The organism is Nitrosopumilus sp. S4, assembly GCF_054515835.1.
On sequence record NZ_CM137258.1, the window covers coordinates 82,153 to 98,213 of the forward strand.

The 16,061-nt window shown below is 32.3% G+C and carries 20 protein-coding genes; 9 read left to right on the forward strand and 11 right to left on the reverse strand.

Going from position 1 to position 16,061, the window contains the following annotated elements:
* Window positions 1-8 precede the first annotated feature (8 nt).
* Together ACX119_RS00520 and ACX119_RS00525 are read right to left on the reverse strand one after the other, a co-directional pair.
* Window positions 9-935: a homoserine kinase gene (locus ACX119_RS00520; RefSeq protein ID WP_459351218.1), complete on the reverse strand. Its 927-nt coding sequence runs from the start codon at window positions 933-935 to the stop codon at window positions 9-11.
* Complete coding sequence (locus tag ACX119_RS00525) at window positions 936-1,694, reverse strand: ATP/GTP-binding protein (protein ID WP_459351219.1); 759 nt, start codon at window positions 1,692-1,694, stop codon at window positions 936-938. It lies immediately after the preceding gene.
* A gap of 135 nt (window positions 1,695-1,829) precedes the next feature.
* Here ACX119_RS00525 and ACX119_RS00530 point away from each other — a divergent pair, with 135 nt between their 5' ends.
* From ACX119_RS00530 to ACX119_RS00540, 3 genes are all read left to right on the forward strand, one after another.
* Complete coding sequence (locus ACX119_RS00530; protein ID WP_459351220.1) at window positions 1,830-1,973, forward strand: hypothetical protein; 144 nt, start codon at window positions 1,830-1,832, stop codon at window positions 1,971-1,973.
* A 110-nt stretch (window positions 1,974-2,083) separates the two neighbouring features.
* Window positions 2,084-3,097 (forward strand): lysylphosphatidylglycerol synthase transmembrane domain-containing protein, encoded by a 1,014-nt coding sequence (locus ACX119_RS00535; RefSeq protein WP_459351221.1) that lies wholly within the window; start codon window positions 2,084-2,086, stop codon window positions 3,095-3,097.
* Between the two features lie 37 nt (window positions 3,098-3,134).
* Entirely contained in the window at window positions 3,135-3,929 is a 795-nt protein-coding gene (locus ACX119_RS00540) for an SDR family NAD(P)-dependent oxidoreductase (protein ID WP_459351222.1), read from the forward strand.
* 7 nt (window positions 3,930-3,936) lie between these two features.
* On the opposite strand, the gene ACX119_RS00545 is transcribed toward ACX119_RS00540, so the two are convergent.
* From ACX119_RS00545 to ACX119_RS00560, 4 genes are all read right to left on the reverse strand, one after another.
* Window positions 3,937-4,335 carry a hypothetical protein gene (locus ACX119_RS00545; protein WP_459351223.1) on the reverse strand — a complete coding sequence of 133 codons (399 nt, stop codon included), beginning with the start codon at window positions 4,333-4,335 and terminating at the stop codon, window positions 3,937-3,939.
* A gap of 11 nt (window positions 4,336-4,346) precedes the next feature.
* A complete protein-coding gene (locus ACX119_RS00550; protein ID WP_297594109.1) occupies window positions 4,347-4,655 on the reverse strand; it encodes a hypothetical protein in 309 nt (102 codons plus the stop codon).
* Between the two features lie 153 nt (window positions 4,656-4,808).
* Window positions 4,809-6,044 carry a glycosyltransferase gene (locus tag ACX119_RS00555; RefSeq protein WP_459351224.1) on the reverse strand — a complete coding sequence of 412 codons (1,236 nt, stop codon included), beginning with the start codon at window positions 6,042-6,044 and terminating at the stop codon, window positions 4,809-4,811.
* Between the two features lie 30 nt (window positions 6,045-6,074).
* Window positions 6,075-7,190, reverse strand: a complete 1,116-nt coding sequence (locus ACX119_RS00560) for a thiamine biosynthesis protein (protein WP_459351225.1) — start codon at window positions 7,188-7,190, stop codon at window positions 6,075-6,077.
* An 83-nt stretch (window positions 7,191-7,273) separates the two neighbouring features.
* Between ACX119_RS00560 and ACX119_RS00565 the strand changes: the two genes are divergently transcribed.
* From ACX119_RS00565 to ACX119_RS00575, 3 genes are read left to right on the forward strand one after another with little or no spacing between them, the layout of a single operon-like run.
* On the forward strand, window positions 7,274-7,987 hold the full coding sequence (locus tag ACX119_RS00565; RefSeq protein WP_459351226.1) for a phosphoadenylyl-sulfate reductase: 714 nt from the start codon (window positions 7,274-7,276) through the stop codon (window positions 7,985-7,987).
* A 13-nt stretch (window positions 7,988-8,000) separates the two neighbouring features.
* The gene (gene sat / locus ACX119_RS00570) at window positions 8,001-9,140 is read left to right on the forward strand and encodes a sulfate adenylyltransferase (RefSeq protein WP_459351227.1); all 1,140 of its coding nucleotides are present in this window, start codon (window positions 8,001-8,003) and stop codon (window positions 9,138-9,140) included.
* 30 nt (window positions 9,141-9,170) lie between these two features.
* Window positions 9,171-9,842, forward strand: a complete 672-nt coding sequence (locus ACX119_RS00575) for a hypothetical protein (RefSeq protein WP_459351228.1) — start codon at window positions 9,171-9,173, stop codon at window positions 9,840-9,842.
* A gap of 5 nt (window positions 9,843-9,847) precedes the next feature.
* On the opposite strand, the gene ACX119_RS00580 is transcribed toward ACX119_RS00575, so the two are convergent.
* The gene (locus tag ACX119_RS00580; protein ID WP_459351229.1) at window positions 9,848-10,240 is read right to left on the reverse strand and encodes an aconitase X swivel domain-containing protein; all 393 of its coding nucleotides are present in this window, start codon (window positions 10,238-10,240) and stop codon (window positions 9,848-9,850) included.
* Window positions 10,237-11,391 carry an aconitase X gene (locus ACX119_RS00585; RefSeq protein WP_459351230.1) on the reverse strand — a complete coding sequence of 385 codons (1,155 nt, stop codon included), beginning with the start codon at window positions 11,389-11,391 and terminating at the stop codon, window positions 10,237-10,239. Before ACX119_RS00585 ends, ACX119_RS00580 begins: the two co-directional genes overlap by 4 nt.
* Before the next feature lie 55 nt (window positions 11,392-11,446).
* Between ACX119_RS00585 and ACX119_RS00590 the strand changes: the two genes are divergently transcribed.
* A complete protein-coding gene (locus ACX119_RS00590) occupies window positions 11,447-12,106 on the forward strand; it encodes an endonuclease III domain-containing protein (protein WP_459351231.1) in 660 nt (219 codons plus the stop codon).
* 34 nt (window positions 12,107-12,140) lie between these two features.
* On the opposite strand, the gene ACX119_RS00595 is transcribed toward ACX119_RS00590, so the two are convergent.
* Window positions 12,141-12,848, reverse strand: coding sequence for a hypothetical protein (locus tag ACX119_RS00595; RefSeq protein WP_459351232.1), 708 nt, complete (start codon window positions 12,846-12,848; stop codon window positions 12,141-12,143).
* Window positions 12,849-12,924: 76 nt separating this feature from the next.
* On the reverse strand, window positions 12,925-13,137 hold the full coding sequence (locus tag ACX119_RS00600; RefSeq protein ID WP_459351233.1) for a hypothetical protein: 213 nt from the start codon (window positions 13,135-13,137) through the stop codon (window positions 12,925-12,927).
* Window positions 13,138-13,251: 114 nt separating this feature from the next.
* On the opposite strand from ACX119_RS00600, the gene ACX119_RS00605 reads away from it, so the two are divergent.
* Both ACX119_RS00605 and ACX119_RS00610 read left to right on the forward strand, forming a co-directional pair.
* Window positions 13,252-14,013 carry a DOMON domain-containing protein gene (locus ACX119_RS00605; RefSeq protein ID WP_459351234.1) on the forward strand — a complete coding sequence of 254 codons (762 nt, stop codon included), beginning with the start codon at window positions 13,252-13,254 and terminating at the stop codon, window positions 14,011-14,013.
* Between the two features lie 117 nt (window positions 14,014-14,130).
* Complete coding sequence (locus ACX119_RS00610) at window positions 14,131-15,285, forward strand: glycosyltransferase (RefSeq protein WP_459351235.1); 1,155 nt, start codon at window positions 14,131-14,133, stop codon at window positions 15,283-15,285.
* A 48-nt stretch (window positions 15,286-15,333) separates the two neighbouring features.
* Here the strand turns inward: ACX119_RS00610 and ACX119_RS00615 are convergent, their stop codons facing one another.
* On the reverse strand, window positions 15,334-15,984 hold the full coding sequence (locus ACX119_RS00615; protein ID WP_459351236.1) for a Snf7 family protein: 651 nt from the start codon (window positions 15,982-15,984) through the stop codon (window positions 15,334-15,336).
* Window positions 15,985-16,061 lie beyond the last annotated feature (77 nt).

Here is a 16,061-nt window from a genome sequence, read left to right on the forward strand (position 1 = left end):
AATTATCACTATTTATTTCTCTTATCTACTGAACCCTTACTTGGTTTGCAGATTATTGTTTGGCATTTTGTGTTAGCACTTGCAAATCCTTTAGACATTGCTAAACAAATTTTTTTCAAATCCGATGAACTCTTTGCAAATGCTATTACTGAAGGTCCTGCACCACTAATTGTTACACCTAAAGCACCAGCTTTTATGGCATTTTGCTTAACTTTAGAAAATCCAGGTATCATATGCTGTCTTGCTGGCTCTACAATTATGTCCTGAATTGATTTTCCAATTATCTCTGGATCCTTTTTCATAAATCCTGCAACTATTGCTGCAGCATTGGATAGATTCAAAACACTATCTGTTAATTTGATCTTTTTAGGAATTACACCTCTTGATACTTTAGTTTTCTTTTTTGGAACAGTTAATTTAGGAACTGCAATACACATTCTAAGATTTGCTGGAGGTTCTATTCTAATCACATCAAGTGGATTAGTTTTTACAATAACAAAACCACCTAATACTGAAGCTGCTACATTATCATAATGTACTGATCCAGCGCTTGCTTTTTCACCTGATCCAGCAAATTCTACTAATGCGTTACCATCAAGATTTAATTTAAATAATTTATCAAATGCAACTGCTGTTGCAGCTGCTGAAGCTGCACTACTACCCATTCCAAATCCGGCAGGGACACCTTTGCTTATTTTGATTTCAATACCATCTTTAATTTTGAATTTTTCTTTCATATTTTTTACAACTAATCCAGCTGTATTATTTTCAGGGTTTGTAGGAACGTTATCATTCGTAATTATTGTAATTCCTTTTTTTATTTTTGTTAATGTGATTTCATCATAAAATGCATTTATTGCTAATCCAAATACATCAAATCCTGGACCCAGATTTGCAGTAGATGATGGTGCTTTTACAGTAATTTTTGATACCAACTAGTCTTCTACCTCCTCACCCAAGTTAAGAATTCTGCTCATAGCACCTTCTAGATTTACCAATCCATCACCTGAAATATTTGATATTGGAATTAGCCCCTGAGCAAATCCACCTAGGTTAAGCCCACGTAAAATATTTGTAGTCAGTGTGTAGGTTTCACCATCTGTATCTTTAGCAAGTGCATCCTCTAGTGTACTCAAACTTGTTGACCATTTGAGAATATCTTTTAATCGTTCTCCAATAAGATCAGTCTTTGTTACAACATTAATTGTCGGTAAATTTAATCTAAGTCTAATTGAAGTAGCAAGAAGTGCTATTGATACAAAATTTACTGGAGTAGTAATTAGAGCTCCATCAAACAAAAAAATGCTAATTTTTTCGTCTGTCGAAATATTTTCTACAATAAAACGTCCACTAGATCTATATGCAAATAATTCAATTTGTCCTGGTGTGTCCACAATTAAATAATCTGGATTAATTCTATTAACCTCATTTTGAATATCATCAATTTTTGAAGCGATTATATCATTTGCCATCACCAAAGCTCCATTGGGACCAAGATCATATTGTTGCATAATTGATAACATATCCACATAATCTCTAGCATCTACATCACATGTGTATGGTAGACTTTCAACTCCAGGATCTAAATTTAGAACAGCACAAAAGGCTCCATTTTTTGTGTAATAATCATATAGTTTTGATGTTAGAGATGATTTTCCAGAACCTGCAGTACCTGAAATGAAAATTGTTTTCAATCCGTCTAGTTTTCTTAATTTGCTTATATTTCAAACTACGTTCTTATCTAAAACACCATAGAAAATGCCAAAATGGACAAGAGAGTTACCAAAAAATTCCACTTTAACTTTATTCTACTAATTTAGACTCTATTTGTGATTCAAAGTACATCTGAAAAGGAAGTTTATCTTAAAGATTTAGTAGTAAAACTCCTTCAGGAAAGAAATCTAACAGAATTTGAAAAACTAGAATCATTATTCTCTGAGATAAAACTAGAACTACAAACCCAAGAAAAATAATCATCCTAAATCTAATTTTTTAAAAAAATCACGCCTAATTTTAGGCATAAATTTTCTTGTGACTAAATGTCTATCAACTTTCATATTTGATTCCCCAAAAAACTCATCAAATGAACTGGAGACTAGTAGTAATACCTATTACACTAATTCCAATCTTCGTTATTGCCATTCAATTTGACATTCAATTAGAAGATGTACTAGCAATTGGATTTTTTCCATTTTTAGGTGCAGTTATTGCAATGATGATAAAACTAGGCCTTCAGGGAGTAAAATTTGCATATATTGCAAGAAAATATCTTGGAAGTTTTGATTCTTTTTGGAAATTAACTGGTGTCCGAGTTGGTAGTGAATTTATCAAATTTACTACCCCTATGTTTGTAGGAGCAGAATTTGTTGTACTCTATTATTTGCACAAAAAAGGAGTAAAGGCTTCAAAATCTGCATGGATTGCCATTATGGATATTGTAACTGAAGTATTTGCTGCAGGTCTATTATCTATTATAGCTGGAATTATAGCATTAATGAATGGAGCATATGTAGTTGCAGCAATTATTTTGGCTACAAGTATTGTCGTAACAGCTTTGTGGTTGGTAATGTTTGTCTTATCTTCTGTACATATGTTCCAAGTTCCAAAAGTTTTGGCAAACCTTGTAATAAAATTAGGAAAAGCAAAAGGGACTAAATATATTGATAAGACAAACATCTGGATGGAAGAAGTTTGTACTATGAGCAAAGAAAATCTAAAAACTTCTGAATCCAAAAAAATTTTTACAGTGTCATTCTTTTTTTCACTAGCATCATGGTCATTTTATGGAATATCATTTATGATTATTGCAATGGGTACAGGATATGTGATTAATGCATTTGATTCTATTATGGCAGTAATGGGTGCAAATGCTATTGGAAACCTACCCATTACAGTTGGTGGTTCTGGTTTAGCTGAATTTGGAATTGTAGCATATCTTAATAATCTGAATCCATTTGATTTTGATATTCCAAAGGGGGTTGTTGCTTGGGATGCAGTTATTGGTTGGAGAATTGCAACTTATTATGTCCCTATTGTAGTTACATGGCTGCTTTTAGTCAAACTAGCCTTGAGTAGAATATCAAAGCCACAAACTTAATAGAAACCACTTTATCATAAAACGATTTTCTTAATTTGTGGATTTCAAAAACAAAAATGTTCTAATTACTGGTGCATCCTCTGGTATTGGGAAAGAAGCCGCCATAGAATTTGCTAAACTTGGAGCAAATGTTATTTTAGTTGCTAGAAGAACCGATAAACTCGAAGATGTAGAAAATCAATTAAAAAAATTCCATATTACTACAATGATTTTGTCCTGTGATGTCTCAAAAAAAGATCAGGTTAATGAAATATCAAAAATAGTTTTAGAAAAATTTGATTCTATCGATATACTAGTAAATAATGCTGGTTTTGCAATTTATGGTTCTGTATCTGAACTATCTATCGAAGAGATTGAATCTCAAATGGAAACAAATTATTTGGGCATGGTTTACTGTATCAAAAATTTCCTTCCATCAATGTTAGAAAAAAAATCTGGTCATATTGTTAATGTGGCATCTGTTGCTGCAAGTTTTGGTTTGCCAGGAATTACATCATATTGTGCATCTAAATTTGCAATGCTTGGATTCTCAGAGGGGCTTAAACATGAGTTAAAAGGAACTGGAATTGGAATTACAGTAGTCAGTCCAATAATGGTTAGAACAAACTTCTTTGATCATCCTTCTTTTGAACAGATGCCTCAATATTCTCCAACTTCATTAAGTCCTAAAACAGTTGCAAAAGCAATTCTCAAAGCATCAAATTCTTCTAGATTAGAAATTATTGTTCCATCTGTTGTTAGAGGTGCAGTATGGATGAAACATACTTTTCCATATTTTATTAATCCAATTATTGGAAAATCATTTAAAAAACAACTAGATTCAAAGAAATAGATTTTAATTATTCTTCCAAATCATCATCTGCAGCCTCAGTTGAGCCTACATCTAACATTTCTAATGATTTTAATTCAAATTGATAAATTGCATTCATTTCAATTTCTTTTTCTTTTTCAAGATACTCTGATACTTTTTTACTTAATGGTGCTTTGTGTTGATTAAATGTAAATTCATAGACAACACCTTTTTCAAGATCTGACATTTTGATCTTTTTTGGTAAATCCATGGTAACAATATGTCTTCCATCTTCCACAGGATCATACAACTGTGTATCTATTTTGTTATCTGCATCATACAATTCAAGAATATAACCTGTTTTTTTCATCTCTGTTGGTTTTTGAAATTTTGCATTTTGGATCTCATCAGTAACCCAATCAGGAATGTCATCTTTCTTTTTTACCATATTAACCCACTCTAGTTTTCTTGTTTTTCTTTCTTGCTTTTTGACCACCATTCAAGATAGTCATCGTGCTTATCATCTCTAGTTCTCTCTTTTTGATTTAATTTGTATCGAATATCTGATACTTGTTCCCGTGTAGCATATAATCCACATCTCTTACAAATGAAATGCTTTGTAGCAGCATCCATTTTCATAGGAATTTCAATTTCATCATATAGTTTGAATAAATCATCTCTGCCCCTCTCTTCTTCTGGAGTGTCTGCTTCATACTTTGCTTGAATCTTCTTCTTCTCTCTTGCTGTACATTCAGGACAATTAGGCACTGTTGATTTGGCTTAATTTTTTCCATAAAAGCGTTCCCACATTCTTAGCAGATCGATATTAATCTGACACGCGGATTTTTTCATCATCCCTTTCGGTCCGTTCGCCCATCGAAATCCCGCGTGCCAGATGAGCAAAATTCAAAAAATAATCTATTATCTCTTTTCTTCTAAGATTTGAGCAGCAATCTTTGCTGAATTTTCTGCTCCGTTAGGAACAAAGTTTTTCGAAAATTCCACTAAATTCTCTTCGAAAATTCCATAATTTTCTTTAATATTGAAAATTGCTTTAGTTACTTGTTTTGTATTTGTAACTAAAATTCCAAGTTTCTTCTCATGAGCCCATTTGATGTTGTTAGTGTGCTCATCATATATGGGATATCCGATGATTGGTTTTGATTTTCCACCCATTATTTCACCCATTACTGTATGGGAACCATTTACTACTGCATATTTGCATAAATTTAGTATCGAATCCTTTTCTTGTTCTGAGAGAAAACCAACATCAATTTGTATCCAATCAATTTTTTTATCAACTGCATCAGTAATTGAATATTTTTTACCATCTTTACCTAAAACAGAATCTATGCTAGAATCGTTTCGTGCATGAGAAATTATTCTTTTTTCATCCTTCATTTCTTCTTGGTGAAATACTTGCTCATATCTCTGACCAGTTCCATCATTAGTTGATTTATTCCCTGTTCTCATCCAATAACCAAAATCATTGTTTTCTACTAATTTTTCTAAACTAGATTTTTCTTCTCTTTTGGAGATTTTATTTTTTGTAAAATGTCCGACATATGTTATTTTTTCTTTTACATCCTCTGTAAAATTGAGATTATATTCACATAAAGTAAATGGTGGTGGTGAATCAGCTACAAGTATTTTTGATGCTTTAGCAATTTGTTTTGCAACAAAAATCAATGATGGATACAAATATGATCTTGAATTATACAATTTAGGTCTGAATTGATTGGTGATAAACAGACTTGGAATGTTTCTATTTTTTGCAAGAATATTTGAACCCATATCTCCATCATTAATTACCAGATCAAATTTTTCTTTGTTGTATAGCTTTCTTTCTTCTTTCAAATAATTTATAATTTGTCTAATTAATGGTGGATTTTTTGAAATAGGTAAGAGCAAATTCATTAGAGACATTGTAACACTTGGACCAAACTTTCCATCAATTGGGGTAGGCATTAAGATCTCATGAATTTTTTCTCGTTGTTCTGGAAATTTATCTAATAGTTTTTCATAAACATGGTCCTTGCTAGAAAAATGAATTTCAAACTTTTCTTTAATATGATCCCCTAAGACTTCGTTTAGTCTCATCATACGAGAATAATGACCGCTTCCCCATGGATAGATAAATTCTCCTATTTTGAGCACAATATCAAACCAAATATGCCGTTTAAATTCTCAATGATTTGCATCCAGCGCATCTAAGATATCATGAACGTTGTTTGGTCCAAGTGAGATAGTTATAGTTTTCTTTGTTTTGAGGGCAAAATCAACTTCATTTTTTAAAATAGTGGGAATTTCATTTGATGTATTTGAAATCCTTTTTTCTAGTTTTTTGATATTTCTCTCCAAACCAATCTCTTTTGCTTCTAAAAATAAATTGTAATCAACTCCAGAAAGAGGCAATATTGGAATTTTATTTTTTCCAAATACTTTTCTTAATGAATTATCTATAAAATCAGAACTAAATGCTAGTGGTGATACTGCAATAGATACTCTATCAATAGAAGAATGAAGCATTATCTCCAAAACTGAATTTACAAATAATAGATAATTTTTGGTTCTACTTGGTTTAATTTTAAGATTATAGAAATCTAATTGGATTTTATCTTGAGCAAGCCTTGGAATAATTTGATTTATTATTTTTGCAAGATTTAGTAATTCTGATTCTTGGGAATAAACTACAATTATCTTAACTTGGTTTCCTTGTTTAATTGTTTCAAAACATGATACTGCAGATATCTCATCATAAATTGCACAAATTGTCTTTTTATTTTTTAATTCATATGGAATTCCACCATTTCCTTGATCTGAAAAAATACTAATGTATGCATAATTTTTTGTTAAAAAAGTATACAACAATTTATCATAATTCTCTTCTGTTCCTGGATGCGCACCAAGATTTGATTTTTTTTCAATAATGTTTGATGTAGCTGCAATCTCTACATCTTTAGGAAGAAATCCTTTTGAAACTCCTTCTACTTTAACTAGAAACTTCTCTCTTTTTAGAAGTAGATTCCCTCCAACATCAGTTATCTCAGTTACAACATCTTGAAAATTATTTTTTACTTGTTTTGAAATTGTTATTTTTTCAATACCAAAAAGTAAATTTATTGCAGATGATGCAAAAACTGGATCATTTGCATCAACTAAAATAATGTCTCCATCCCGTTTGACTGACTTGAATTGCTGATCTTTAATTTTTAGAATGTTTTTGATATTGGATATTAGCTGCGGAATTTTATTTTTTGAAAATATTGTTGGAAAAACTACAACAAATGACTTTTCATCCATATTTTCTATTTTCAATTATACTTGTTTATAATTTAGGACAAAAATTGGGTAATCAATATAAAACAAATATCTTAAATGAATTTGTGGCAAGATTTACACAAGAACAAGTAGATGATCTTAATTCTAGAATAAAGACAACTGAGGAGGCCTTACAGTGGGTATCTGAAAATCTGCATCCTAAAGTTGCAAAAGCATCAAGTTTTGGTGCTGAAGATGCAGTTATTATGGATATTATGTTAAAGATTAACCCAAAATTTAGATTCTTTACTTTAGATACAGGGCGTTTACCACAGGAAACATATGACATTATTGATGTTGTTAGAAAAAAATACAATATTTCAGTTGAAATATTATTCCCTGATGCAAATGAAGTCAAAGAAATGGTAAATCAAAAAGGAATGAACCTATTTTATGATAGTGTAGAGAATAGAAAACTTTGCTGTGAAATTAGAAAAGTTCATCCAATGAATAAGATGCTTGCAACATTGGATGGCTGGATCACTGGCTTGAGACGTGATCAAACCAAAATTCGCCAAAATGTTAGTATGTTTCAGATAGATCATGGCCACGGAGGTATTCTTAAAATTAATCCAATAATTGATTGGACATGGGAACAAATTCAAGATTATATTAAAAAAAATAATCTTCCATACAATAGTCTCTTAGACAAAGGATATACTAGTATTGGATGTGAGCCATGTACCAGACCAATAAAGCCTGGAGAAGATCTTAGAGCAGGAAGATGGTGGTGGGAACAAGGAGAACACAAAGAGTGTGGCCTTCATATAGACCCTTAGTTGAGGATTTTACATGTCAGATAGTATGATCAAACCACACGGTGGAGTTCTAGTTAACAGAATTACTAAAGTTGATCCGACAGGATTGTTCTCAATTACAATTTCAGAGGACTTGGCAAATGATGTTGAAAACATTGCAGATGGAATTTTTAGCCCTCTTGAAGGATTCTTGGGACAAAAAGACTTTGAGAGTGTAATATCCAAAGGCAGACTAGCAAATAATTTAGCTTGGGCCATTCCAATTGTTCTTGATGTAGATAAGCAAACAGCAACCGAAATGAAAGAAGCTGGTGATGTATTATTGAAAAACCCCGAAGGAACAGGTGTTGCTGTATTACATGTTGATGAAACATACTCCTTTGATAAAGAAAAGACATCACAAGGAGTCTATGGAACAACTGATCCATCTCATCCAGGTGTTGCAAAGACAATGTCTATGAAAGAATTCTTGGTAGGAGGAAAGATTGACTATATTCAAAGACCAAAAGAGAATGAAATTAGAAAATATAGACTAACTCCAACTCAAACCAGAGAGGCGTTCTCAAAAGCAGGATGGAAAACAATCTGTGCATTTCAAACTAGAAATCCTCCACATGTAGCACATGAGATGCTTCAAAAAACATCAATTACTACGCGTGATGGCGTATTTGTAAATCCAATTATTGGAAAGAAAAAATCTGGCGACTTTGTTGATGAAGTAATTGTAAAATGCTATGAAACCATGATAAAATTGTACTATAAAGAAAATAGATGTTTACTTGGAACACTACATACTGAGATGAAGTATGCAGGACCAAAAGAAGCAATACATCATGCAATAATGAGACAAAACTATGGTTGTACTCACATAATTATTGGTCGAGATCATGCAGGTGTTGGAAAGTTCTATGATCCATTCGCAGCTCAGAAAATATTTGATGACTATCCTGAACTAGACATTGCTCCAGTTTTCTTCCCAGCATTTTTCTATTGTAGGAAATGTTTGACATATACTACTCCAAAAGTTTGTCCACATAATGATGATGCAAAAGAGCAGATAAGCGGAACTAAACTACGTGAGATGATTCAAAATGGTGAAGCACCTTCTGAATTTATTCTAAGACCAGAAGTTGCCAAAGTAATCTTGGATCATCCAAAACCTTTTGTTGATTAGATATTTATTCAATCGAAATTACTCTAGCTTATGATGTATATTATTGGATTAATCTTATTTGCAGGATTTCTAATTTCACCAGTATTTGCTCAAGAAGAATTGAAAAACCCTTCACTCATTATTGATACATTGGATATTCCTGCTGAAAATTTTAACGTAGTTCTACGAGATGCCCCAGTAATTTCTCTAAATGATGTTCATTCAGTGAGTTGGCAAGTAACAATCGATAATAATCTTCTATATTCTCATCCCGATGGAAATGCGATTCTTAGATTCTATGACCAAGAATCAGATGATGAGTTTATTGAAGTTGGAATGGGATCGCAGCCTGATCTCAAGTTTTGGGTAGCAGTTCAGACCCCAAAAGAAGGATACGTCGTGGTCCATAGGGATTTGGAACGTGGTTGGTATCCTCAGGCAAAATCTATCGTATCTTACACTGATAGAGCGGGACTGACAGTAAATAATGGTGCACGAATAGTAGTTACTAATCTAGACATTGGTAAATTTGCTATAGATTCATACTCTGTTTATGGATTGCAGGGCTCTACTGACATTCCAGCAGTTAATTCTGGATCAATGGTAGTAGAATTTTTATCTGGTGATCCATCAAAGAACGTTTTTGCTTTGTTTCCATTTTACATTGCTGCAGGTATTGGAGTAATTGTAGGAGTTTTGTTTCTAACTAAAAAGCGCTCCTAGTTTTATTATTGTATCACTGAAATTGGATTTTCTTCTTTTGTATCTAAAGTAATTTCCTGTCCATCAACTAATGATTTAAACTCTTCATTTGAAACAATGATTAATGGAATATTTGCAAGTGCACAACCAGTAGCAACTGTCAAATCAGCTTTTTGACAAATCATTGCAATTGGAGCAGAGTTATTTGATTTAATTGAATAAATTGTGTATGCACCAACACTACTTCCTACTCCTGATGGAAAAACCAGAACTGTATCCTTAATTGACTTGTTAAACAATTCATGATTTTTGTCAGAAATTATTCCCGTTTTTTTATCTACTGTACCTAAAAAATTAATTGGCATTTTAGATTTTAGTATTTTCCCCTTTACATTTCCTTGAACCAAAATTTTCCTCATCTTGTTTCGTCTTCAATAATTTTTGATAATGGTTTTAGATTTACATCAACTCCATTAGAGTTTTTCAAATAAAATGCGCCCTTAATGCTATTAGTTGTTACTGCATCCACATTTTCTTTATTGATTAGTGGAGTAAGGCATGTACAACAATCTGAAAGAATTTCACATCCCGCACGTTCCAACTCATTTGAATATCCAATGTTTTTTGCTTGCTCCTTTACTGTTCTAGGGCAAAAAACTAGACATCTCTTCATAAATGATCTGCCCTTTAGCCTGGATGTTAGTTCTGAAATCTCTTCTAATCCTAACTGTGGGCTGCCTAAAGTGATCAAGTCTCCTTTTTCTGATGTGTTTAACTCATCATGAACATTTTGCATCTCTTTTTCATCAAAATCTACTTTTTCACAGTCTGCATCCCCTTCACCAAATAGAAATTTTGCACATGTTCCAGAGGTTCCCATTCCGCCACACATTGCCTTGCATTGACGTTTATCCATTTCTCCAAGCCCCGAAATGTTTACTGAAGTGTCTCCAACTTTTCCAGCAAAGAAACCTAGCATTCCATATGTTAACTCATTAGGATTTTTTATTTTCATTCTTATGGTGAGATTGGGAGAGTCTTCTTTTCGCAAAGATGAAAATGGACTTTTACCAGTAAGAGCACTAGCTAATGCACTAAATGCACTTTCCTTGTTTGTCTTTAGATTATCATAGGAATTTGCATGAATTGCAGCATTGCTTTCTGCAAATGCAACCTGCGTTCCCTGTTTTGGAATATCAAATATCTCATATGGAATACAGGAAAATGATGGAGTAACACCCATTGTTTCATATGAATTTTTAATTGAGAGTTGTTTTGCAATAAAATTATCATCTAAATTATAATTCTCAACATTATCAATGTCAAAACCCATGGGATTCAAAGTTGTTCTTACTTTGACTCTTGCATCCTTACTAATGCTAGAGAGAAATTCCTCTCCTGCATCACCAATTGTATTGTAATTTACACCTGATAAATGTGACCACTCTATGGGGATTAATCTATCGGCATCAGTTGCCTCACCTGTAGCTACTAAAATTCTGTATGCCATCTGCATTATTTCTCCCTGCTCACCTTTTAGTGCAGATTCTTCTTCCTTGGTTAATTCCAATAATATTGATTCACTACTACAGATATAATACTTGTACGTAAATTACTACATGGATATGGAAAAAATTCTGCGTGGTATGACAGATACAATGAATTCTGTAAAACCACCAAGAATGACTGCACTAAGAGAACTTCATGAAGTAGAAACAGGAGGTCCTTTTAGTATTCTAATTGGAACAATCCTGTCTGCACGAACTAAAGATGAAAGCACTACCAAAGTATGCAAAGTTCTCTTTTCTAAATACAAGAATGCGAAATCTCTAGCTAATGCCAAAGTTAAAGATGTTGAGAAAATTATTAAATCCATTGGGTTTTATCATGTCAAATCAAAGCGAATTATTGATGTGGCCAAAATAATAGATTCAGAGTATAACGGAATTGTGCCTGATGACTTGGAAACACTAGTAAAACTACCAGGTGTTGGTAGAAAGACTGCTAATTGTGTACTTGTATATGCATTTGAAAAACCTGCAATCCCTGTCGATATTCATGTACATAGAATATCAAATAGATTGGGGCTAGTAGAGACAAAAAATCCCGAAGAAACTGAACAGGAATTAATGAAAAAGATTTCAAAAAAATATTGGATTGACATTAATGATACTTTTGTTATGTACGGTCAAAACATCTGCAAACCAGTATCTCCAATGTGTGATGTATGTAAAATTAAAAAGAATTGTAAATATTACAATCTAAATAATTCTAAAAAAACATAAAAATAAAAGACAAGATTGTGTTAAAAAATTAATCTTATCCTACAGTGATTGTCCATTTGACAGAGAGACTATCTCCATCACTGACGGTAATTCCTTGGTTTGTGTTGAGTAGTTGTCTTGAGAACATTTCCCAATCTGTACCTGAAGTTTGTGAAGTTGCTGTTGGACATTTACCATTTACTGGTGATCCTGCATAATTTGCATTAAACAACCCCGAGTCATATACAGTTGTTGCATTACTAGCGTCAAATGTGAATGGAACAGTTGATGTATCAATTGTTACAATTGTACCTGTTGGACCTGATGCTGCACTTGTTAATGCTACAACTCCATTTCTTCTGGCCATGTCACCATCATTAGTTGTATCAGCACATGTTGCAACAGCATTATCTGTTGCATCTGCTAATGTTTGGTTTGTTGCACTTACAGTTCCACTGGTATGGTTTCCAATTCCAACCCAACTAAATACTGTAGATGCAGTACATCCACCAACTCCAAAGACCAAATTTGCAACACAGTCTTCACCGCCGTTTACTACTTCGTTGTCACCTTGCAAATATTGCTTAACATTTCCCATCTCATCTGTAACAAGATATTCAACATGACCTAACATGCTAATTTCCTGAGATTGTGGGGCAGCTGATACCATTAAAGATGTAGCAGAATTACTGCTAAGACCTAATGTCCCAACTGTTACTGCAAAGATACTTGCAAATAACACAATAGTTGTAGTTCTTTTCATTGAAAAAACTATGATTAACTGTATTATAGGTAGCTTGGCAAAAAACCCTCAACAAATTGATCCTTTTTGGCAATATTTAGGGTGATTTAAGGCCAATAGACTCAGATAGCTCAACACTTAGATTTCTACCTTTTTCCTCCAATACTTCAGTTTTAGTATCTTCTAAAGATAATGATTGATCAGATACTATTTCATCAGAATTTTCAATATCATTTGAAATTATTCCAGATACAATTAGAATGCCAATAATGATTATAATTGTTGCACCAATTAGAATAGTTTTTTTCATAGCAAATATTTGATCATTCATTGCTATAAACTTGATTATCATTGAGTGATTTTTTTATATCTGATATAAGTTCTAAAAATTTAATTGAAATTATATTTTCTATTCATATCATTCATGATGATCTTTTTCTTTTCTAGTTATTCGTATGCTGCAGAAGAATCAATTTTAATTACAAAATCACCTAGTATGGAGGATGTACTGTTTGATGGAAAATGGTCAAATTATTTAGAATGGAAGCAATCTAGTCATAATCTCATTTCTCATGATGATGGCAATTTTATTATTCATTTAAGAACTGCTCATTATGAAGATTACATTTATGTTTTCATTGATCCAATAAGTGATCTTACATTAGATAAAAAAATGGATGAATCAATAATTTGTTTTGATGCAAAAAATGATAAAACCAAATTTTTCTCAAATGATGATTTCTGTTTTTCTATATCATTAGATAGTGATCACCCAAAAACATTTCAAGGAAATAATACAAGTAAATCAAATTCTGTTATGAATGAAATTTCTAATCCAAATGGATTAATTGCAATCAGTTCTGTTTCTGATGAAAATGATCGTTATTCAACACTTCCACACTCTAGCTATGAATTTAAAATTCCAATTCAAATTTTGAATCGTTCTGATAATTATGGTTTTTATCTTTCAGTATTTGATTCAAACTCCAATGAATATTATACTTGGCCTAATAACTCAACACAAGATTCATTTCAAATCCCATCCCCATCAAAGTGGGGAAATCTAATCTCTCCTGACAAATCACTTCCAGAAATAAACTATCCATTATTGATATTACTACTACTGTTTTCAACTATGATTCTCATTAATTTTAAACTGAAAAAATTGAATAGACTATACCAATAATGATTATATGGAAATTAAAATCCAGATAATCTCCATATTCTTGTTAAAAAAAGAATAGTTGGGCATGAATTTTTTTATAAATTAATATTCATTTGTTTTAGGTTAAGAGAAATAGGTATGAGTCAAAATTATCCTCAGATTTCAATCATTCTTCCAACTTATAATGAATCTCAGAACATTCTAGGGATGCTTAAATTGATTCATGAAAATATCCCAAAGGGTGTAAATACTGAAACCATTGTTGTTGATGATAATTCTCCTGATGGAACAGGTAAGTTAGTTGAAGATTATATCTCAAATATTAAAAAAATTGCTGGTAGTACTATTGATATTGTACACAGAAAAGCAAAGAAAGGACTTTCATCTGCAATTTTAAACGGAATTCAAACAGCAAAGGGTGACACAATTGTTGTAATGGATTCTGATTTTTCACATCCTCCACAAATTATTCCAAAAATGATTGAGATGTTCAAACAATATCAATGCGATTTAGTGGTTGCATCAAGATATATCTCTGGAGGAAATATTCAGGGTTGGACTACAAAAAGAAAGATAATGAGTAAGATTGCAACCATGATTGCTAAAAAAGGATTGGGAGTTAAAACAAAAGATCCAATGTCTGGATTTTTTGCATTTAAAAAAAATATCATTAAGGAATTAAGTTTTGATGCTTTAGGTTACAAATTTCTTTTAGAACTTTTGGTGAAAACAAAAGGGATTAACATTAAAGAAATTCCTTATACTTTTGAGAATAGAAAATTTGGTTCGAGTAAATTAGATTCTAAAACTATAGTTGATTATTTTAAATCTATATGGAAATTATATACCAATAAACAAGTTGGAAAATCAACTGAGAAACGTACTTCAGTTCGTTTTCTTTCTAAAGCTGCAAGATTCTTTACTGTTGGAGCATCTGGTTTATTAGTAAATTATGTGGTGTCAACCTTATTCACACATGGATTAACAGAAATGTGGTATCTTCATGCAAATATTTTTGGGATAATAGTATCAATGTCAACTAATTTTATTTTAAACAAGATTTGGACATTTGAAGATAGAGATTTCTCTAGTAAGAAAACACTTTATCAATATGGTAAATTTAGTCTCTTTAGTTCATTAGGTGCATTAGTACAACTTGGAATGATCTATCTACTTGTAGATTCTTATGATGTCACATATCCATTAGCTCTTATTACAGCAATTGGTACTGCAGCATTTAGTAACTTTATCTTAAACAAAAAACTTACTTTTAAAGAAAAACTGTGGAATTAACTCTTAAAAATTAAAACAAAAAGAATGACAGTCGTCTTTCCTTACCAGCTACTCAAATGTAGAAGTAGAGGATTGAGACGAAAGTCCAGTTGAAGATGGCACAGATGGGAATTTGTCTCCTATCTGTTGCTCAGCTACTGCAGATGCTTCTTGTAGAATCTTTTCGGTTTCTTCACTTGAGGTTGCAGATTCCATACTAAATGAATCTCCAGCAAGTGAATCCATCATGAGTCCATTAAGAGTCTGTGTCATACTATTCAATTCTGAATCAGCTTCTGGCATGAATCTTCCTAGCGATGACTTCAATCCCTTCATTGTAGACATTGCTGGTCCAATTGCTACCATAGCATCACCAAGATCATGAATTGTAGTCAGTCTTAGTTGGACTTGTTCTAATGACATTCTTGCATTGCCGAGCATCTTTGTAACTTTACGAATTTCAGCTAATTCGTTAGACAAAACTCTACTTGTGCTAGTATCATGTTGCTGCATTGCAGTCACGACTCTCTGAAAGAGTTGCGCATCTCTTTCGTGCAGTTTACCTAACATAGAGTCCATTTTTGATATTTGGACTTGTAGTTTGTTGACTGCAGTTTGAATTCGTGGTTTCAATGCACCTTGAGGCTTTACTGCTTCACGGAGTTTGCCAGTTACGCTTTGGGTCTCTTGATGAGCCCAAGTCTTATCGAAGTTTGGCATGGATGTTGATTTAGATTTTTAGTCTTAATACAGAGTGTAAATTTAGATCAGTTTTGGATTAAATTTAGCTAACTAAC